Source organism: Lactobacillus isalae (genome assembly GCF_947539375.1).
In the GTDB taxonomy this organism is placed as follows: domain Bacteria; phylum Bacillota; class Bacilli; order Lactobacillales; family Lactobacillaceae; genus Lactobacillus; species Lactobacillus isalae.
Map to the genome: position 1 here is coordinate 552,369 of NZ_OX443569.1, position 19,108 is coordinate 571,476.

Consider the following 19,108-nt stretch of genomic DNA (forward strand, 5'->3'; position numbering starts at 1 on the left):
TTCTTTAAGTAAAGGCTTACAAAGGTTGACTTTACTGACTGAAAAATATAAGCTAAAAAGGAATTATCGATGACGAAGAATGTAGATTAGCATGATCTATCTCAGAGACCGCTCAGTTGGTGAGAGAGCGGATAGATTGCGATCTGTGACACCTTTAGCAGATAATAGATCGTTTCGCGAGCGTTAATCGCAGCAACCAAAAGGTGGTACCGTGCTAATTTATTGCGCCCTTGATTTAGTTCAAGGGCGCTTTTTTTATTAATATATTAAAGGATGATTAAATGAAAGTTCAAAGACCAAAAGGTACAGTCGATATTTTGCCAGCAGATTCTGGTTCATGGGAAAAAGTAGAAAAAATCGCAAGAGATTTCTTTAAGCGTGCAAATTATCGCGAAATTCGTACACCAAGTTTTGAAAATTACGAGGTCTTTTCTCGCTCGTCTGGTGAAAGTTCAGATGTTGTAGAAAAAGAAATGTATGATTTTAACGATAAGGGTGGTCGTCATATTGCGCTTCGTCCTGAAGGAACAGCTGGCGTAGTTAGAGCATACGTTGAAAATAAATTATATGGTCCAGATGTAGTAAAGCCCTTTAATGTTTACTATATCGATAACACCTTCAGATATGAAAGACCTCAAGCTGGTCGCCAGCGTGAATTTCACCAAATTGGTGTTGAAAGTTTTGGCTCAAATAGTCCACTATCTGATGTTGAAACCATTATGATGGGACATGACTTACTTGCTGAACTTGGTGTTAAGAACTATGAATTACACATCAATACTTTAGGTAATGAACAAGTTAGAAAAGATTATCATGATGCTTTAGTAAATTACTTTACTCCACTTAAGGATCAGCTTTCAGAAGATTCACAAAGACGCTTGTCAATGAATCCACTTCGTATTCTTGACTCAAAGGCAGAAGAAGATAAGCAATTTTTACCTGATGCACCAAGAATTGTTGACTACTTGGACGAAGATTCTAAGAAGAACTTTGAAACCATTACTGATATGCTTGAACAATTAGGCATTAATTACGTTTTGGATGATGACTTAGTTCGTGGTCTTGATTACTATACTGGAGTAATCTTTGAATTCGAAGTTGAAGATAAGAATTTATGGGAATCAGCAACTACGATTTTAGGCGGTGGACGTTATAACCACTTAGTTGAAGAATTTGATGGTCCAGAAACGCCAGCAGTTGGCTTTGGTATTGGTGAAGAAAGATTGATGCTCGTTCTTAAAGAACAAAATCCTGCATTATTTGAAGATGAAGGAATTGATTTCTTTATTACTAATATTGGTGCTGGTACTGAAATGAAGACTGTTGAAATTGCCCGTTCTCTTCGCAAACAAGGATTTAAGGCACAATACGATGTTGATCAAAAGAAATTAAAGCAACAATTTAGAAAAGCTGATCGTGTTCATGCAAAATTTGTAATTACATTGGGTGCTAAAGAACTTGAAAATGGTGTTCTTAATATTAAGCGTTTAGCTGATGGAAAGACTCTAGACTTAAGTTTAGAAGACTTAAATGATATGAAATCTGTAATGAAAAAGATAGAGGATTAAAAATTATGATGAATATGGAAAAAAGAACAGACTATGCTGGTAATATTACTAGTGAATATGAAGGACAAGAAGTAACCCTTTATGGTTGGGTACAACGTGTTCGTAATTTAGGCAATTTAGTATTTATTGATCTTCGTGATCGTGAAGGTATTGTTCAAGTTGTTGTTAACAAAGACTCTGGTAAAGAATTAATGGATATTGCAGATTCTCTTAATAATGAAGATGTAATTGAAGTTAAGGGAAAAGTTGTTAAACGTTCCAGCGTAAATCCAGACATGAAAACTGGTGAAGTTGAAGTTGATGCAACAGAAATTGATATTTTAAATAAGTCAAAGGTTCCACCTTTTGAAATCAAAGATGACATTAAAGCAGCTGAGCAAACTAGATTAAAGTATCGTTACCTTGATCTACGTCGCCCAACTTTACAAAAGGCAATTATGCTTCGCTCAAAGATCTTAAAGGCTACTCATGAATACTTTGACGAAAATGGATTTATTGATATTGAAACTCCAATTTTAGGTAAGTCTTCTCCAGAAGGTGCTCGTGACTACTTAGTTCCATCAAGAATTTATCCAGGTAGTTTTTATGCACTTCCTCAATCACCACAATTGTTTAAGCAATTGTTAATGGGTGCTGGTTTTGATAAGTACTACCAATTAGCACGTTGTTTCCGTGACGAAGATTTGCGTGGTGACCGTCAACCTGAATTTACCCAAATTGATATGGAAACATCATTTACTGATGAAAAGCAAGTTCAAGACTATACTGAAGGTCTTTTGAAGAAGATCATGAAAGATGTAATGGGAATTGACTTGAAGACACCAATCAAGCGTATTACTTGGGATGAAGCAATGAACAAGTACGGTTCTGATAAGCCAGATACTCGTTACGAAATGTTTATTCATGACTTAAGTCCAATCTTTAAAGATTCTGATTTCAAAGTTTTCTCTGGTGCAATTGCTGATGGTGGCTACGTAAAGGGAATTGCTGTCAAGAATGGTGCTAAGCAATATTCACGTAAGAAGATTGAAGAAAAACAAGATTACATCAAACGCTATCACGCTAAAGGATTGGCATGGGTTAAGTACGAAGATGGCGAATTCTCAGGTCCTGTTTCTCGGTTCTTAACTGATGAAAATAAAGAAGCTTTAAAGAAGGAATTCGAACTTGAAGGTGGCGAATTAGTAGTATTTGTTGCTGATAAGTGGAAGGTTGTAACTGATTCGCTTGACCATTTGCGTCGTGAATTTGCTAAAGAAACTGGAATTATTCCAGAAAATGTTTACGACTTTGTTTGGGTTGTTGACTGGCCATTATTTGAATATGATGAAGGCTTGGGTCGCTGGATTGCCGCTCACCACCCATTTACTATGCCAGATGATGAAGGAATTAAGTTACTTGATACTGATCCGCATAAAGCTCATGCGCGTTCATACGATATTGTTATGAATGGGGATGAAATGGGTGGTGGATCAATCCGTATTCACAAACGTTCAATTCAAGAAAAGATGTTTAAGGCACTTGGCTTTACTAAGAAGCGTGCTTATGAACAATTTGGATATTTACTTGACGCTTTAGATATGGGATTCCCACCACATGCTGGTCTTGCAATTGGATTAGACAGATTTGCTATGATGTTAGCTCAAAAGGACAACATTCGTGACGTAACTGCCTTTCCAAAGAATGCTTCTGCTTCAGAACCAATGATGCACGCTCCAGCACCTGTTGCCGATCAACAATTAGATGATATTGGTATCAAAGTAGAAGACAAGTATGAAGACAGCGTTAAAGAAATTGAAGCACGCCTTGAAAAGGAAGCTCAAGAAGACGCTGATAAGAATTCAACTTGGGATGAATAAAAATTAGTTTAATTAAAAAGAGTAAGGATTATTTTTAAAAGATAGTCTTTACTTTTTTGTTTGTTCAAAACTAAATGAAAATGATAATATTAGCTATGAAGAATGTTATGATGACGGGATTTTTTTAGTGTATTCTCCACGTATGTGGAGATGATCCCACTTCACGGGTCGGTCATCACTCTGACCAATCGTATTCTCCACGTATGTGGAGATGATCCTATTACGGGCTTAGATTTCTCAAAAGTTCCGGGGTATTCTCCACGTATGTGGAGATGATCCCTATGGCTATGAAATTTTAACTAAGGAGAAAAAGTATTCTCCACGTATGTGGAGATGATCCTCAATATGCCTTTTCTGATGATCTAAACTAAGAGTATTCTCCACGTATGTGGAGATGATCCTATTTGATGTATCGATATCTTTACTATCCTTAAGTATTCTCCACGTATGTGGAGATGATCCTAAAATTGGGTGCATGGGATACAGAACATAAGCGTATTCTCCACGTATGTGGAGATGATCCCGTCAATCTCTGTATCTTCTGTAGTAATTTCACGTATTCTCCACGTATGTGGAGATGATCCTCCACTAGTACTAATAGTCTTTAATGTAAAAGAGTATTCTCCACGTATGTGGAGATGATCCTTTTTTACTGAATTTAAATTTCCACTAAAAACAGTATTCTCCACGTATGTGGAGATGATCCTTAAAGGAATCTCTTTTGGAAAGCTGGGACGATAGTATTCTCCACGTATGTGGAGATGATCCTGATAAGGTAGAAAAGGCAATGCAAGAACTTGAGTATTCTCCACGTATGTGGAGATGATCCTTGCTTCGTAAGATTGCTAATAAGGATAATACAGTATTCTCCACGTATGTGGAGATGATCCCTACAACTAAACCTTGCCAAGTTACTTTTGCAAGTATTCTCCACGTATGTGGAGATGATCCCCAATTGCTGCACCAGCCGGTCCACCAAAGAATAGTATTCTCCACGTATGTGGAGATGATCCCTTAGGAAAGACATTCTGGATTGACATCATATCGTATTCTCCACGTATGTGGAGGACTTCTTATAAACGAATGTATTAGGTTTAACAAGAGGCATATCATTTTAGACAAAGAATGATTACTTTATAAAATGATCAATAATAGTGGAGAAGGTTATTTGTGTTCAAAGGTCAACCTTGCTGTTAATTCATCTACTAGATAGTAGTTCAAAGGGTGGGTATGCAGGGATTGGAATAAAGTTGAATATTGAAAAATCATAATAAAAAAATCACTTCAAGTTGAATTTAACCTGAAGTGATTTTTTTGTATAATTTTAAATATTTTCAACAAATTTAGCGATTCTTTTTAATGCTTCTTTTAACTGTTCAGTTGAAGAAGCATATGACATTCTTACGTAGCCTTGGCCACCTTGACCAAAATAGCGACCAGGAGTCACACCAACTTTTGCTTTTGTAGCTAATTCATTTGCAAATGCTTCATCATCAGTACCAAAAGAATCTGGAATTTTAGCAAAAATATAGAAAGCTCCTTGTGGAGTAGACATTTCAAAGCCTAATTTTTCTAATCCAGCCTTCATAAATTTAAGCCGATCTTCGTAAATCTTTCTAGATTCAAGTGGATCAGCTTGACCATTATTTAACGCTTCAATTGCTGCTGCTTGCACATTATCGGTGACAGAAGTAACTAAAAAGGCATTTACTTTTTGAATTGTTTTCATGATATCTGCTGGAGCGGCGATGTATCCTAATCTCCATCCGGTCATTGCGTAGGCCTTTGAGAGACCTGAAATCAAAATATTACGTTCAGGGATATATTGAGATAGAGAATGATGAACGTTATTGTCGTAAACTAATTCTCCATAAATTTCGTCAGTTACAGAGAATAGATGGTATTCAGTAATAACCTCTGCAAGTGCTTTTAAAGTTGTTTCTGGATATACTCGACCAGTAGGATTTGATGGATCAGTCAAAATAATTGCTTTGGCACCTTTTCCCTCATTTTGTAGAACACTTTTAAGATGTTCTGGGGTGAGAATAAATCCATCTTTTGAAGTATCAATTTGAACTGGAATAGCACGGGTCAATTTAATCAATTGGAAATAGAGCGCCCAAACAGGTGTAGGAACTAGAATTTTATCTCCTGGGTTTAAAATGGACATGAAAACATCATTTAAAGCACCAGTAGCACCTACAGTTACGCAAATTTCAGTTTTTGGATCATATTTCACGTCAAGACTGCGTTCAAGGTATTTACTAATTGCGTCTAATAATTCTGGTTTACCAGCTTGTGGAGCATAGTGAGAATCGTTAGCTTCAATATCAGCAATAGCTGCATTTTTAACATGGTCTGGCGTGTTTAAATCAGGTTCGCCAATAGTTAACTTGATAATCCCTGGAATTTGAGAAGCTTTTTCATCAAAAGCTCTAATTTTTGATGGTCCTAGAGAATTTAATCGTGTATTTTTTGTAAGTGATAAGTCATTTGCTAATTTCGGCATAATAAATCCCTCCGCTAATATTATAGATTATTGTATAGAAACAAAAATCATGAAACAACATTTTTCTACTAAAATTTGATATGTTTAAAACAGAAGGTGAAAAAATGTTTAATAAAGAAGAAGCACTTAAGAAATTAAATTCGGAGCAATATGAAGTCACACAACATGCGGCCACTGAATATCCTTTTACTGGAAAGTATGACAAATTTAATCAAAAAGGAATATATGTTGATGTGGTATCTGGTGAGCCATTGTTTTCAAGTGAGGATAAGTATGATGCTGGTTGTGGCTGGCCAAGTTTTACTAAGCCGATCGAAAAGCTTGTTTATCACCGAGATCAATCTCATGGGATGGAGCGAACTGAAGTAAAGAGCCCAGTAGCTGATTCTCATTTAGGTCATGTTTTTACAGATGGTCCCGTTGATCAAGGCGGATTAAGATATTGTATTAATTCTGCTGCGTTAAAGTTCATTCCATATGATAAGCTAGAGGAGGAAGGTTATGAAGAGTATAAGAAGTTATTCAAAGGACGATAAAAATGAATTTTGAAGAAGAACTTTATAATTTAGATGTACCTGAAGAACATATTCCAGAATTATTGAAATTTGGAAAGAATAATCCTGAATTTTTAACTAAGGCAATTAAGGCTGAAGGAAATGCTAAAAAGTATAGTGTTGCTCAAACTAAGATGGAACCCAATGATTTAATTAATAATCAGATTGCTTTTTTGGGTAGTTCAGTGACCTATGGTGCTGGTGCTTTAGGTGAGTCTTTTGTTGATTATTTAAGTAAAAAAGATAATATTTGCGCTTTTAAAGATGCGGTCTCAGGGACAACATTAGTTGATAATGGTTCTGATTCATACATTGGTCGTTTAGGAAGATTACCAGTTTTAGAAAAATTAACAGCATTTGTCCTGCAGCTTTCGACTAATGATGCAGTTAAAGGAGAAGAGAAGCTGGGTGAAATTGCACAAGATGATAATTTTGATACGCAAACAGTCACTGGTGCAATTGAATATATTTTAAATTATGTAAAGCAAAACTGGAATTGTCCTGTTCTAATCTTTAGTAATCCAAAATTTGATTCTGATTTTTATGGTCAAATGGTTGAGAGGGTTAAAGAATTACAAAGTAAATGGGGCTTTGATTTTCTTAATATGTGGGATGATGATTCTTTTAATTATAGTGAAAAGGACAGAGAACTTTATATGCTTGATCCGATTCATCCAACACGTGCTGGCTATAAATTAAGCTGGCTACCAGTGGTTGAAAAAGAATTATTAGAGATAAAATAATAGTAAATATTAAGTAAATAATTTAAGCTGAATAGTGAATTGATTATGGTCTAAATAATTGATTCGCTATTTTTCGATATATAGTGAAAAAGGCCGGAAATAATCCATAATTATTCGAATTTAGAAAGAAGTGCTAATAAAATGAAAGACGTTAAATCCCTTGATAACACTAAAGAATCGCCCTATGATACAGCTATCTTTGCTGGCGGATGTTTCTGGTGCATGGTAGAGCCTTTCGATACTTATCCAGGCATTGTCAGTGTTGTCTCTGGCTATACTAGCGGTCATGTTGAAAACCCTAGCTATGAAGAAGTCTGTACTGGGACAACAGGTCATGTTGAAGCTGTAGAGATAACATTTGATCCTAAAATCATTTCATATAAGAAACTAGTTGATATTTATTGGCAAGTGACTGATCCAACAGATGCAATGGGACAATTCCAAGATCGAGGAAGTCAATATCAACCAATTATTTTCTATAATTCTCCTAAACAAAAAGAAATTGCTGAAGAATCTAAAATGCAGCTTGAGCAATCTGGTAAATTTGATGAACCGATTGTGACAAAGATTGAACCTGCCAGCACTTTTTATCCCGCAGAAGACTATCATCAAGATTTCTATAAAAAGAATCCATTACGTTATCAAATTGAAGAAGCCGGCGGAAGAGCCAAATTTATTGAAAAACACTGGAAATAATAATCATAACCATTAGAATTAGCTTTCTTTTTTGATAATGATTGTTAGAATAGATAGTGCAAAAGATTATTTGATATAAAAAAGGAAAATCAAGATGAGTCAATTAGAAAAGCTGTCTCGCAGACACTATCTAATTTCCAAATTATCTGCTGCATTCCTTTATGCCTTAGCTGTTGCTGTGGCCCTGAACTTTTTCTGGGGACCTGGTAAGATTTATGCTTCTGGTATTACGGGATTTGCGCAAATTATTCAATCAGTGTCTGAACGATTCATGCCATTTACCTTATCGACCTCGGTGATGTACTTTGTTTTGAATATCCCTCTTTTTGTTTTGGGATGGTGCAAAATTGGACATCGCTTTACAATTTTTACAATTATTGCGGTTTTACTTGGATCAATTATGATGCGGGTAATTGCACCAATTAAAATTACCTATGATCCGATCATTTGTGCTTTATTTGGTGGCGTAATTAATGGGGTCGGAACGGGAATTGCCTTGAAATCAGGAATTTCTACAGGTGGTTTAGACGTTCTAGGCATTATTTTAAGAAAAAAGACTGGTAAAAGTTTTGGTCAAATTAATATTTTCTTTAATTTGATCATTGTTATCTGTGCTGGATTTGTATTTGGCTGGACGAGAGCTTTATATACTGCTTTAAACATTTTTGTTAATGGTAGAGTAATTGACGCTGTTTATACTCAGCATCAAAAAATGCAGGTATTTATTGTCACTGAACATCCTAAACATATTATTGAAGGTATTCAGCGTAAAATGCATCGTGGTATCACGATCTTCCATGATGTTGAAGGTGCATATAGCCATACAGAAAAAACTGTGTTGATGACGATTATTGACCGCTATGATATGTTCGATATCTATAATATTGTTATTCAATCTGATCCTTATGCCTTTATGAGTGTAAGTGAAGTTGATAAAGTATATGGACGCTTCAAAGAACAGAAACCAGTTTAATAGTGTAAGTGAAAAGGCTTAATCTACATGAGTTGTAGGTTAAGCCTTTTAAATTGTGATTTTACGTAAGAACTTTTTGACGAAAAAAAAGTTACAATCCATTTCAAAATAGATTGTAACTTTGGCGTTATAACAATATTCTTACAGATTATTTCAGTCTATTTAGCATAGTCATCGATGCCGAGGTGTTCCATAATTAAAGCAGCAGTTTCTTCAATTGAGCGGTGAGCAACGTTAATTACGTAACAGCCAAGTTTCTTGTAAAGCTTATTTGCAGCCTCAAGTTCCGCATTGATTGAATCCATATTTGAGTAAGTGGTATCAGGGTTCAAGCCATAGGCAATCATTCTTTGACGTCTAATTTCATTTAAAACAGATGGATCGTTGGTCAAACCAATGATCTTTTTAGGATTAACTTTATAAATTTCATCTGGAATATGAGTTTGAGGAACAAGTGGCAAGTTTGCTACCTTCAAGTTCTTGTTAGCAAGGAATAATGACAGAGGGGTTTTAGAAGTTCTTGAAACTCCAAGCAAAACAACGTCTGCTTCTAAGAAACCTTTTGGATCTTTTCCATCATCGTACATTACAGCGAATTCCATTGCAGAAATTCTGTCGAAGTAATTTTGACCCATGTGGTGAACGGCACCAATCTCATGCTTAGGTTCTTCGCCAGTTAAGGCGTGAATGTTTTCAATTACTCCAGAAAGTAAATCTACATATTTCATATTGTGTTCACGCGCAAATTTAATGACAGCTAATTGCTCATCTTCATGAATTAGCGTAAAAGCAATTAGCACGTTCTCAAACTCTGTGATTTCGTCGAAAACTTTTTCTAGCTTTTCGCGACTAGTAATAAATGGATAGCGACGGTAGTTAAATTTAACATCTGGATATTGAACCGCACCAGCTTGAACCATATTAAAAGCAGTATCTCCTACAGAATCGGAAATAATAATTAAGTTAACGATTTTTTGATTTTCTTTCTTTTCTTCAGTCATATATCTTCACCTCATTATTTATCTAAATTATACCAAAATAAGTAAGAAAAATGTTAATCGACTATTGACCGACTTTTCTCGTTTAGCTATAATTTAACTATATTGTTGTGGCACATATTTGTGTGCCAAGAAATGGAAGGAGGGATCTCACATGGCTAAGACAATCGTTCACGAAAACGAGTCTATTGATGATGCTCTTCGTCGTTTCAAACGTTCCGTTTCTAGAAGTGGTACCTTGCAAGAATACCGCAAGCGTGAATTCTACGAAAAACCAAGCGTTAAGAGAAAGTTAAAATCCGAAGCTGCTCGTAAGCGTAGACATTATTAATATAAAGAAAGCTCCTGGTAGAAATTCAATCTATCAAGAGCTTTTTTTGTATAAAAAGTTTAAAATAGATTATGTAAGTTTTGATTAAAGAGGAGAAAAATAAATGTCACTAAATGATACTTTAATGCAAGATATGAAAGCAGCTATGAAGGCAAAGGATAAGGAAGCTTTGACAACTATTCGTTCTCTTAAGGCTGCAGTAATGAACTATAAAATTAAAGTAGGTCATGACTTAACTGACGATGATGAGTTGACAGTTTTGTCTAGTGCGCTTAAACAACGTAAAGAATCTTTAGAAGAATTTACTAAGGCAGGTAGAGACGATTTAATTAACCAAACTAAAGAGGAAATGGAATTAATTGAAAAGTACATGCCAAAACAAATGTCTAAAGAAGAACTTGAACAAACTGTTGACGAAACAATTAAAGAAGTAAGTGCAAGTTCTAAGAAGGACTTTGGTAAAGTTATGCAAGCTTTAATGCCAAAAATTAAAGGTAAGGCTGATGGTAAAGCAGCATCTTCAATTGTTGGTAAAAAGCTTAACTAATAGCTTTTATAAACGGAGGATTAATTTTAAGTGGGACAAACTATAGAAGCAACATTTACACCAACTAAACCTGAAACAATCATGAATTTAGTTGGAATTAACGATGCAAATTTGCGTTTAATTGAAGAATCTTACGATGTACAAGTGACTGATACTGGTAGCGAAATTGAAGTAACCGGAGAAGAAAGCCTTGTTAAAAAAATTATGCAAATTTTTACTGCTTTAGATAAGGTTGTTACCCGGGGAGTTACCATTACCGCAACTGACGTTGTTAGTGCAATCAAAATGGCTGACAAAGGGACTTTAGAGTTCTTTGGTGAACTATATAATAAAATTTTGATTAGGGATGCTAAAGGTCGGCCTGTTCGCGTTAAAAATATGGGACAAAAGCGTTATATTGAAGCAATTCAAAAGTATGACGTTGTTTTTGGAATTGGACCAGCTGGTACAGGAAAGACTTTCTTAGCAGTAGTAATGGCAATTGCAGCTTTTAAAAAGGGTGAAGTATCACGTATTATTTTAACTAGACCAGCTGTTGAAGCAGGAGAGTCGTTAGGATTTCTTCCGGGAGACTTAAAAGAAAAAGTTGATCCTTATTTAAGACCGATTTATGATTCTTTGTATGCAATTTTAGGGGTAGAACCAACAAATCGTTTAATGGAACGAGGTGTGATTGAAGTTGCTCCACTTGCATATATGCGTGGTAGAACTTTAGATGACGCTTTTGTAATTCTTGACGAAGCGCAGAATACAACACAAGCTCAAATGAAGATGTTCTTAACTAGATTAGGTTTTAATTCGAAGATGGTAGTTAATGGTGACCAAACTCAAATTGACCTACCTGGGAAAGCGAAGAGCGGGTTATTACAAGCTGAACATATTCTTTCTAATATTGAACAAGTAAAATTCATTAATTTTACTTTTAATGATGTTGTTCGTCACCCAGTAGTAGCCAAAATTGTTAGAGCTTATGAAGAAGAGGGACACTAAAAGTTGAATAATTTAGACATTTCTTTTAATGATGAAGTCGATTTCCTAAAAGAAGGCGATAAAGATTGGATTCCTTGGATTAGCAAGCTACTTTTATCAGCCAAAAAGGAAATTAATAAAGAAAATGCTCAAGAGATGAGTATTAATTTTGTTTCTTCTGAGAAAATCCATGAAATTAATAAGAAGTATCGTGGAAAAGACCGTCCGACTGATGTGATTTCTTTTGCAATTGAAGATGGCTTAGATGAAGATTTCATGGCTGCTTTTAATGATGATCCGGATTTTGTAGAAGATATCGGTGATTTATTTCTTTGCCCAGAAGTGATAAAAAGACATAGTGTAGAGTATGAAACTGGATTTAATCGTGAGTTTGGATATACACTAGTTCATGGATACCTTCATTTAAATGGCTTTGATCATATCGAGGATGATGAAGCTAAAGTAATGTTTGGTATCCAAGGAAAAGTTTTACGTGAATATGGTCTTCCGCTTCATCCCGATCAGGAAAATCACGGAAAGCAAATTCACTAAAACTTAAACAAAAGGATGTAACAATGATGGATGAGAAAAAAGACTATAAGTCAGGTTTTGTAGCTTTAATTGGTAGACCAAATGTTGGTAAGTCGACTTTATTAAATTTTTTAGTAGGCCAAAAGGTGGCAATTATGTCACCACAACCACAAACAACGAGAAATAAAATATCAGGTATTTATACTGATGACCAGGAACAAATTGTGTTTATTGACACTCCTGGAATTCATAAGCCTAAGAATAAATTAGATGACTTTATGGATAAGTCGAGCTATTCAGCTTTGGATGAAGTTGACGTTGTTTTATTCATGGTTGAACCTGAACCAGCAGGTAAGGGAGACCAATATATTGCCGAACTTCTTAAAAAAATTAAAAAACCTGTATTTTTAGTGATAAATAAGATTGATAAAGTCCACCCAGATAAGTTATTATCTATTATAGATTCGTATAAGAATCTAGGCGATTTTGCTGAAATTGTTCCAATCTCTGCTTCTCAAGGAAATAATGTTTCCGAATTGATTAAAACAATTGCCAAGTATTTGCCTGAAGGTCCGCAATTTTATGATGCAGACCAATTGACTGATCGTCCAGAATATTTTATTGTGGCTGAATTAATTCGCGAGCAGGTTTTGAAGCTCACCCATGAAGAAGTCCCACATGCAACGGCCGTGGTAGTTGACCGGATGCGGGATCATGAAGGTGGCAAGCTTCAAATTGAGGCTACAATTTATGTTGAACGTCCAGGTCAAAAGGGCATTATTATTGGTAAAAAAGGTCAAATGTTGAAGCAGATTGGAATTGCTGCACGTCAAGAAATCGAAGCTTTATTAGGCGAAAAAGTTAATTTACGTCTATGGGTTAAGGTTCAAAAGAATTGGCGGTCTGATCCTGCCTTTCTTAAGTCTATTGGCTACAATGCCAAGGAATTAAGATAGATGGTACGTGAACTTTGTGAAGTTCAAGGATTAATTTTTAAAAGAAAAAAATATAAAGAAGCTGATGTACTAACCAAGATCATGACAAGAGATCATGGTATTTTTACAATAGATGTCCGAGGAGCACTGAGACCAAAGTCCAGATTAGGAGCTGCAACCCTTAACTTCTCTTACGGAAAGTATATTGTAAATACAAATTGGAAGGGAATCAGTACGCTGCGGACTTTCAAGGATGTAAAGCAGCTGGACCAATTGTATTTAGATTTAACTAAGAATGCGTATTCGAGCTATGTTTTAGACTTACTTGACCATGCTTTTGTTGAATATAAAGATATTGGAAGCTTTTATGATTTACTTATGAAGGCGTTGCTGAAGATAAATTCTGGAGAAGATGCGGCAATTATTACCCAAATGGTGCAATTGAAGTTGCTTAATGCATATGGAGTAGCACCGCAGTTAGAACGATGTCTAATTTGCGGAAAAGTGCAAGGTGTATTTGACTACTCGCTGGAATTAGGTGGAATTATTTGTAGTGATCACTTTAATAGTGTCAGTCAAAGGATGCATCGAGATCCTAAAGTAGTTGCCTTGATACGTACTTTAGCTTTAATTGATATTGATCGTTTAGGAAAAGTAAAGATTAATCCACAATTAAAAAAGAACTCTGGCAAGGTGATCGACCGGATGTACGCTAACTATTTAGATCTTAATTTAAAAACTAAAAAATTTCTTGATGAATTGGCGCTTTTTTAGCTGTTGACTTTTTATATTCGTTTAAAGACTAGTGAGTTTTCTTACTAGTCTTTTTTTTGAAAAGATGATAAAATAGAAGCGTATTTTGACAGCTATAAAGGAATAGAAAAGTACCAACACAGCGAGTGCAAGATGGTGGAAGTGCATTTTGGGAAAAGGCACCTTTTAGTCAAAGTTGTTAATTAAGGGCAGGAAGAATATTTTCCTGAATTAGGGTGGAACCGCGAAGTAAATCGTCCCTATGCAATTTTTGCATAGGCTTTTTTTGTGCCTATGTTGTGAGGAGAGAGATAGATGTCAGAAAAACTGAATATCCAGAATATGATTTTTAAATTGGAACAGTTCTGGGCCTCTAAAGGTTGTATGATTATGCCTTCATATGATGAACAAAAAGGTGCCGGGACAATGAGTCCATATACATTTTTACGTGCTGTTGGACCAGAACCTTGGGCAGCTTGCTACGTTGAACCTTCAAGAAGACCTGCTGATGGTCGTTATGGTGATAACCCTAATCGTTTATACCAACACCATCAATTCCAAGTCGTTATTAAGCCTGCACCAAAGGATATTCAACAATATTACTTAGATAGTTTAAGAGTATTGGGTATTGAACCTCTTGAACATGATATTCGATTTGTTGAAGATAACTGGGCTAATCCATCTATGGGATGTGCCGGTGTTGGTTGGGAAGTATGGCTTGACGGAATGGAAGTATCTCAATTTACTTACTTCCAAGTAGTTGGTGAACTTGATGTTAAACCAACAATGAGCGAAATCACATATGGTGTAGAACGTCTTGCTTCTTACATTCAAGATGTAAATTCAGTCTTTGATCTTGAATGGGGCGATGGTGTAAAATACCGTGATATCTTCAAGCAACCAGAATATGAACATTCTAAGTATGCTTTTGAAGAAAGTGATCAAGAACAATTACTTAAGTTCTTTGATACTTATGAAGCAACTGCTAAACGCTTATTAAGCCAAAATCTAATTCATCCAGCTTACGATTACATTTTGAAGTGTAGTCATACTTTTAACTTGCTTGATGCACGTGGTGCAGTTTCTGTTACTGAAAGAGCAGGTTACTTATCAAGAATTAGAAACTTAGCTCACCTTGCTGCTAAGGGATTTGTTGAAGAACGTGAAAAACGTGGCTTCCCATTATTGAAACACCAAGAAGAAACTAAGAAAGCGGGGCAAAACAATGACTAAAGATTATTTATTTGAAATTGGCACTGAAGAAATGCCAGCTCACGTTGTTTCTAGAAGTGTTAAACAATTAGCTGACCGTACTAAAAAATACTTAAAAGAAAACGGCTTAGCTTTTAAAGATATTAAGACTTATTCAACTCCTCGTCGTTTAACGATCTTAGTTGAAGATTTGGCTGAAAAGCAAGACGATATTGATGAAGTAAAAAAGGGGCCAGCTAAGAAGATTGCCCAAGATAAAGATGGTAATTGGACAAAGGCTGCTCAAGGATTTGCTCGTGGTCAGGGAATGACTACTGACGATATTTACTTTGAAGAACTTAAAGGAACTGAATATGCCTATGTTCATGTTCAAAAAGAAGGTAAGAAGGCCTCTGATATTTTAATGGGCATGAGTGATATCGTTAAGGCAATGACTTTCCCAACTAAAATGCGTTGGGGTAGCTACGATTTTGAATTTGTACGTCCAATTCACTGGATGGTTTCTTTACTTGGTAGCGAAGTAGTACCAGTTAAATTGCTTGATGTAGTTGCTGGTCGTAAAACTCAAGGTCACCGTTTCTTAGGAGATAGTGTGGTACTTGCAAATGCAGACGACTACGAAGAAGCATTGAAGAGCCAATATGTGATCGCTGATGCTGATGAACGTAAGGGCATGATCCTCAACCAAATCCAAGAATTAGTTGCTCAACATAACTGGAAAGTAAATCTTGACAAGGGACTTCTTGAAGAAGTTACTAACTTAGTTGAATATCCAACTGTCTTTGCTGGTTCTTTTGATGAAAAATACTTAAATATTCCAGATGAAGTATTAATTACTTCAATGAAGGATAACCAAAGATACTTCGAAGTTTACGATGAAAACGGTAAGTTGATTAATCACTTTATCGCTGTTAGAAATGGTAATAGTGAGTATTTGGACAATGTTATTGCTGGTAATGAAAAAGTTCTTGTTGCACGTTTAGATGATGCCCAATTCTTCTATGATGAAGATAAGAAGTATCCATTAGCTCACTTTGTTGATAAGCTTAAGAATGTATCATTCCACGATAAGATTGGTTCCGTTGCTGAGCATATGGCACGCGTTCAAATTATTGGTGACTACTTAGGTAAGAAATTTAATATTTCAGATACTGAAATGAAAGATTTTGATCGAGTTAGTGACATTTATAAATTTGACCTAGTTACTTCAATGGTTGGCGAATTTGCGGAATTACAAGGTGTAATGGGAATGCACTATGCTCGCTTAATCGGCGAAGATGAAAATGTTAGCGTAGCAATTAAAGAAAGTTACATGCCAACAAGTGCCGAAGGTAAATTGCCAAGTACAACTGTTGGTTCACTTCTTTCAGTTGCTGATAAATTAGATACAATTATTTCATTCTTTGGTGCTGGAATGATCCCATCTTCATCTAACGACCCATATGCTTTAAGAAGAAATGCATATGGTATCGTAAGAATTTTATTAAATGAAGGTTGGTCACTTCCAGTTAAAGATGTTTTACCAGAATTAATTCAATTATTATCAGGTAAAACAGCAGCTAAGCTACCTAAAGATACAGAAGCTGAAAATGAAATTGCCGACTTTATCCGTGATCGTGTAAAACAACAATTACAAGTTGAAAAGTATGACTACGACGTAATTGATGCAGTACTTGCATCTAGTCAACAAGATCCAATTCAAATTTTGGCAGCAGCTAAGACTTTGCAAATGCATCATGATGATGCTGACTTTAAGCCAGTAGTTGAAAGTTTAACTAGAATTACTAACATTTTGAAGAAAGCTAAATATAGAAATGCTGCTAAGATTGATGAAAGTCTATTCCAAGATGTAAGTGAAGAAGAGTTAAATGCAGGTGTAAATGCATTAGAAGACAATAAAGATTTGAGTATTGCTGATCTGTACAAAGGCTTTGTAGAACTGCAACCTGTAATTGATAATTACTTTGAAAGCAATATGATCCTTGATAAAGATGAAAAGGTAAAGAATAATCGTTTGGCTCAATTGTTAAAGGTTAATAACTTAGCTGATCGAATGGGTGACTTAAGTAAATTAGTAATTAAGTAATAATTGATTGGGATGATCCATTGATGGCAGGACGTATTCCTGAACAATTTATCGATGAAGTTCGAAATTCTGTTGATATTGTTGATGTAATAAGTCAATATGTTTCTTTAGAAAAAAAGGGTAAAGATTATATGGGACTTTGTCCTTTCCATCAAGAAAAAACACCTTCTTTTACTGTTAATGAAGGAAAACAATTTTTCAAATGTTTTGGATGTGGCAAAGGTGGAAACGTATTTAAGTTTTTAATGTATCAGGATCATCTTACCTTTCCTGAAAGTGTTAAAAAAGTTGCTGAGCTGGCACATCTTCAGATGCCAGAAGGTTATGGAGAAGAAACTAAACCACTCAGTCCACTAAAAAGGATGTATCGACAAGCGACAGAATTTTATCAACATATTCTGTTAACTACCAAAGTTGGCGAAAGAGCGCTTGAATATGCTAAAAAGCGTGAGTTAACTAATGATTTACTAGAGCATTTTAAAGTAGGTTATGCTCCAGATAATGATAAGATTTTACTTACTTATTTGCAGCAGAAGAAAGAATATACTGATAACGATTTAAGAGAAAGTGGTCTATTTGTTGAATCGCAAGATGGTCAATTATTTGACCGCTTTCGTGATCGTTTGATGTTTCCTTTAGGAGATGAATCCGGCTATACAGTTGGTTTTTCTGGTCGTAGAATTAGCAATGATAAAACAATTGCTAAATATATGAATAGTCCAGAAACTAAGATTTTCAATAAGTCTAAATTACTGTTTCATTTTGCTGAAGCAAAAAAAGCAGCAAGAAGTGAGAAACATTTAATCCTTTATGAAGGCTATATGGATGTAATTGCCGCTTATAAGGCTGGAATTCAGTCTGGAGTAGCCTCGATGGGGACCAGTTTGACCACTGAACAAGTGTATATGTTAAGACGGATTACTCCTAATATTTTAGTCAACTATGATGGAGATCCACCTGGAATCCATGCCGCTGAAAGAGCAACTAAGTTATTTGGGCAAGTACAGGGATTTAACTTAGGTATAATTGTTTTACCTGAAAATCTTGATCCAGATGAATATGTAAAGAAATACGGGGCAGAAAAATATCGTGCAGAAGTTGCGGGTGCACTTAGTTCGATGGATTTTCTGCTTGAAAGATTGGCAAATCAATATAATTTACATAATGATCGAGAAAAGTTAGCCTATATTACGGCTAGTGTACAGATGATTGCTGGTTTAAATGACCCAGTAGCATCTGATCTATATCTTGATAAACTAGCTCGTCAAACTGGAGTTACTCGTGAATCTCTAAAGGTTACTTTTGTTCGTGAGAGACGTAAACTGCAGCGTGCCAAAAATCATCAGCAGGCTTATCAAACACCAGCACCAATGGATAATCTGGGTGAACTGGCTGAGCCAAAAGAAGCTCAAGCAGGTACTGAAGTAGAAAATAAAAATCCTGCTTTAGATCGTCTACTTTATCTATTTATTCATAGTGATGAAGCAAGAGATTATTTATTAAGTCAACAGTTTCTGTTTCCAGATGAACGTTATGCAAAATTAGCAGAGTTTTGGTTAAAGTACCATCAAACTCATGAAGATGCAGAAGTTAAAGGCTTCATTGATTTTATTCCTGAAGAACTTCAAGGTATAATTATTAATATGGAGATGATTACAATGCCTCCGGATTATTCTAAGCGTGAGCTAGATGATCAATTACGGGCATTGGAAAAGAGCAAAATTGATGAGCAATTAAATGATTTGCTTAGTCAATTAAAGGAAGCTCAAAGAAAACAAGATAATAGTTTAGAACTTGAAATAGCGCAGAAAGTAATTGCGTTAAGAAGAAAGAAGTTTTAGAGG

17 protein-coding genes and 1 CRISPR repeat array are annotated in these 19,108 nt (G+C 35.4%); of the genes, 15 read left to right on the forward strand and 2 right to left on the reverse strand.

What is annotated here, in order from left to right; all coding sequences use genetic code 11:
- Positions 1-281: 281 nt before the first annotated feature.
- Positions 282-1,568, forward strand: coding sequence for a histidine--tRNA ligase (gene hisS, locus QM512_RS02695; protein ID WP_094499001.1), 1,287 nt, complete (start codon positions 282-284; stop codon positions 1,566-1,568).
- A gap of 5 nt (positions 1,569-1,573) precedes the next feature.
- Positions 1,574-3,427 carry an aspartate--tRNA ligase gene (aspS, locus tag QM512_RS02700; protein WP_282805986.1) on the forward strand — a complete coding sequence of 618 codons (1,854 nt, stop codon included), beginning with the start codon at positions 1,574-1,576 and terminating at the stop codon, positions 3,425-3,427.
- Positions 3,428-3,556: 129 nt separating this feature from the next.
- Positions 3,557-4,501: direct repeats of the CRISPR family, unit length 28 nt; unit sequence GTATTCTCCACGTATGTGGAGATGATCC.
- A 250-nt stretch (positions 4,502-4,751) separates the two neighbouring features.
- Here aspS and QM512_RS02705 read toward each other — a convergent pair.
- The gene (locus tag QM512_RS02705; RefSeq protein WP_282805987.1) at positions 4,752-5,936 is read right to left on the reverse strand and encodes an aminotransferase class I/II-fold pyridoxal phosphate-dependent enzyme; all 1,185 of its coding nucleotides are present in this window, start codon (positions 5,934-5,936) and stop codon (positions 4,752-4,754) included.
- A gap of 104 nt (positions 5,937-6,040) precedes the next feature.
- Between QM512_RS02705 and msrB the strand changes: the two genes are divergently transcribed.
- The 4 genes from msrB (at position 6,041) to QM512_RS02725 (ending at position 8,902) form a co-directional block, all read left to right on the forward strand.
- Positions 6,041-6,472, forward strand: coding sequence for a peptide-methionine (R)-S-oxide reductase MsrB (gene msrB, locus QM512_RS02710; RefSeq protein WP_282805988.1), 432 nt, complete (start codon positions 6,041-6,043; stop codon positions 6,470-6,472).
- 2 nt (positions 6,473-6,474) lie between these two features.
- The gene (locus QM512_RS02715) at positions 6,475-7,233 is read left to right on the forward strand and encodes an SGNH/GDSL hydrolase family protein (protein WP_282805989.1); all 759 of its coding nucleotides are present in this window, start codon (positions 6,475-6,477) and stop codon (positions 7,231-7,233) included.
- A 141-nt stretch (positions 7,234-7,374) separates the two neighbouring features.
- Positions 7,375-7,929 (forward strand): peptide-methionine (S)-S-oxide reductase MsrA, encoded by a 555-nt coding sequence (msrA, locus tag QM512_RS02720; protein ID WP_282805990.1) that lies wholly within the window; start codon positions 7,375-7,377, stop codon positions 7,927-7,929.
- A gap of 94 nt (positions 7,930-8,023) precedes the next feature.
- Positions 8,024-8,902, forward strand: a complete 879-nt coding sequence (locus QM512_RS02725; protein ID WP_282805991.1) for a YitT family protein — start codon at positions 8,024-8,026, stop codon at positions 8,900-8,902.
- A 158-nt stretch (positions 8,903-9,060) separates the two neighbouring features.
- Here QM512_RS02725 and QM512_RS02730 read toward each other — a convergent pair whose 3' ends face one another.
- Positions 9,061-9,903 carry a pyruvate, water dikinase regulatory protein gene (locus tag QM512_RS02730; protein WP_282805992.1) on the reverse strand — a complete coding sequence of 281 codons (843 nt, stop codon included), beginning with the start codon at positions 9,901-9,903 and terminating at the stop codon, positions 9,061-9,063.
- 151 nt (positions 9,904-10,054) lie between these two features.
- Between QM512_RS02730 and rpsU the strand changes: the two genes are divergently transcribed.
- The 9 genes from rpsU to dnaG all read left to right on the forward strand — a co-directional run bounded on the left by rpsU (position 10,055) and on the right by dnaG (position 19,105).
- On the forward strand, positions 10,055-10,231 hold the full coding sequence (gene rpsU, locus QM512_RS02735) for a 30S ribosomal protein S21 (RefSeq protein ID WP_003647180.1): 177 nt from the start codon (positions 10,055-10,057) through the stop codon (positions 10,229-10,231).
- Between the two features lie 103 nt (positions 10,232-10,334).
- Positions 10,335-10,778, forward strand: a complete 444-nt coding sequence (locus QM512_RS02740; protein WP_282805993.1) for a GatB/YqeY domain-containing protein — start codon at positions 10,335-10,337, stop codon at positions 10,776-10,778.
- An 81-nt stretch (positions 10,779-10,859) separates the two neighbouring features.
- Positions 10,860-11,768: a PhoH family protein gene (locus QM512_RS02745; RefSeq protein ID WP_394358303.1), complete on the forward strand. Its 909-nt coding sequence runs from the start codon at positions 10,860-10,862 to the stop codon at positions 11,766-11,768.
- Positions 11,769-11,771: 3 nt separating this feature from the next.
- Positions 11,772-12,299, forward strand: a complete 528-nt coding sequence (gene ybeY / locus QM512_RS02750; RefSeq protein ID WP_282805995.1) for an rRNA maturation RNase YbeY — start codon at positions 11,772-11,774, stop codon at positions 12,297-12,299.
- Between the two features lie 23 nt (positions 12,300-12,322).
- Positions 12,323-13,234 (forward strand): GTPase Era, encoded by a 912-nt coding sequence (gene era, locus QM512_RS02755; RefSeq protein ID WP_003656193.1) that lies wholly within the window; start codon positions 12,323-12,325, stop codon positions 13,232-13,234.
- On the forward strand, positions 13,235-13,987 hold the full coding sequence (recO, locus tag QM512_RS02760; protein WP_282805996.1) for a DNA repair protein RecO: 753 nt from the start codon (positions 13,235-13,237) through the stop codon (positions 13,985-13,987). It abuts the gene before it with no gap.
- Between the two features lie 294 nt (positions 13,988-14,281).
- On the forward strand, positions 14,282-15,199 hold the full coding sequence (gene glyQ, locus QM512_RS02765) for a glycine--tRNA ligase subunit alpha (RefSeq protein WP_282805997.1): 918 nt from the start codon (positions 14,282-14,284) through the stop codon (positions 15,197-15,199).
- Entirely contained in the window at positions 15,192-17,264 is a 2,073-nt protein-coding gene (gene glyS / locus QM512_RS02770) for a glycine--tRNA ligase subunit beta (protein ID WP_282805998.1), read from the forward strand. The genes glyQ and glyS overlap by 8 nt, the downstream gene beginning before the upstream one ends.
- A gap of 23 nt (positions 17,265-17,287) precedes the next feature.
- Positions 17,288-19,105 (forward strand): DNA primase, encoded by a 1,818-nt coding sequence (dnaG, locus tag QM512_RS02775; protein ID WP_282805999.1) that lies wholly within the window; start codon positions 17,288-17,290, stop codon positions 19,103-19,105.
- Positions 19,106-19,108 lie beyond the last annotated feature (3 nt).

Bases quoted from the DNA above. Each gene is read 5' to 3' on its own strand.
- hisS (WP_094499001.1), top strand. From the start codon at position 282: ATGAAAGTTCAAAGACCAAAAGGTACAGTCGATATTTTGCCAGCAGAT.
- aspS (WP_282805986.1), top strand. From the start codon at position 1,574: ATGATGAATATGGAAAAAAGAACAGACTATGCTGGTAATATTACTAGT.
- QM512_RS02705 (WP_282805987.1), bottom strand. From the start codon at position 5,936: ATGCCGAAATTAGCAAATGACTTATCACTTACAAAAAATACACGATTA.
- msrB (WP_282805988.1), top strand. From the start codon at position 6,041: ATGTTTAATAAAGAAGAAGCACTTAAGAAATTAAATTCGGAGCAATAT.
- QM512_RS02715 (WP_282805989.1), top strand. From the start codon at position 6,475: ATGAATTTTGAAGAAGAACTTTATAATTTAGATGTACCTGAAGAACAT.
- msrA (WP_282805990.1), top strand. From the start codon at position 7,375: ATGAAAGACGTTAAATCCCTTGATAACACTAAAGAATCGCCCTATGAT.
- QM512_RS02725 (WP_282805991.1), top strand. From the start codon at position 8,024: ATGAGTCAATTAGAAAAGCTGTCTCGCAGACACTATCTAATTTCCAAA.
- QM512_RS02730 (WP_282805992.1), bottom strand. From the start codon at position 9,903: ATGACTGAAGAAAAGAAAGAAAATCAAAAAATCGTTAACTTAATTATT.
- rpsU (WP_003647180.1), top strand. From the start codon at position 10,055: ATGGCTAAGACAATCGTTCACGAAAACGAGTCTATTGATGATGCTCTT.
- QM512_RS02740 (WP_282805993.1), top strand. From the start codon at position 10,335: ATGTCACTAAATGATACTTTAATGCAAGATATGAAAGCAGCTATGAAG.
- QM512_RS02745 (WP_394358303.1), top strand. From the start codon at position 10,860: ATGAATTTAGTTGGAATTAACGATGCAAATTTGCGTTTAATTGAAGAA.
- era (WP_003656193.1), top strand. From the start codon at position 12,323: ATGATGGATGAGAAAAAAGACTATAAGTCAGGTTTTGTAGCTTTAATT.
- recO (WP_282805996.1), top strand. From the start codon at position 13,235: ATGGTACGTGAACTTTGTGAAGTTCAAGGATTAATTTTTAAAAGAAAA.
- glyQ (WP_282805997.1), top strand. From the start codon at position 14,282: ATGTCAGAAAAACTGAATATCCAGAATATGATTTTTAAATTGGAACAG.
- glyS (WP_282805998.1), top strand. From the start codon at position 15,192: ATGACTAAAGATTATTTATTTGAAATTGGCACTGAAGAAATGCCAGCT.
- dnaG (WP_282805999.1), top strand. From the start codon at position 17,288: ATGGCAGGACGTATTCCTGAACAATTTATCGATGAAGTTCGAAATTCT.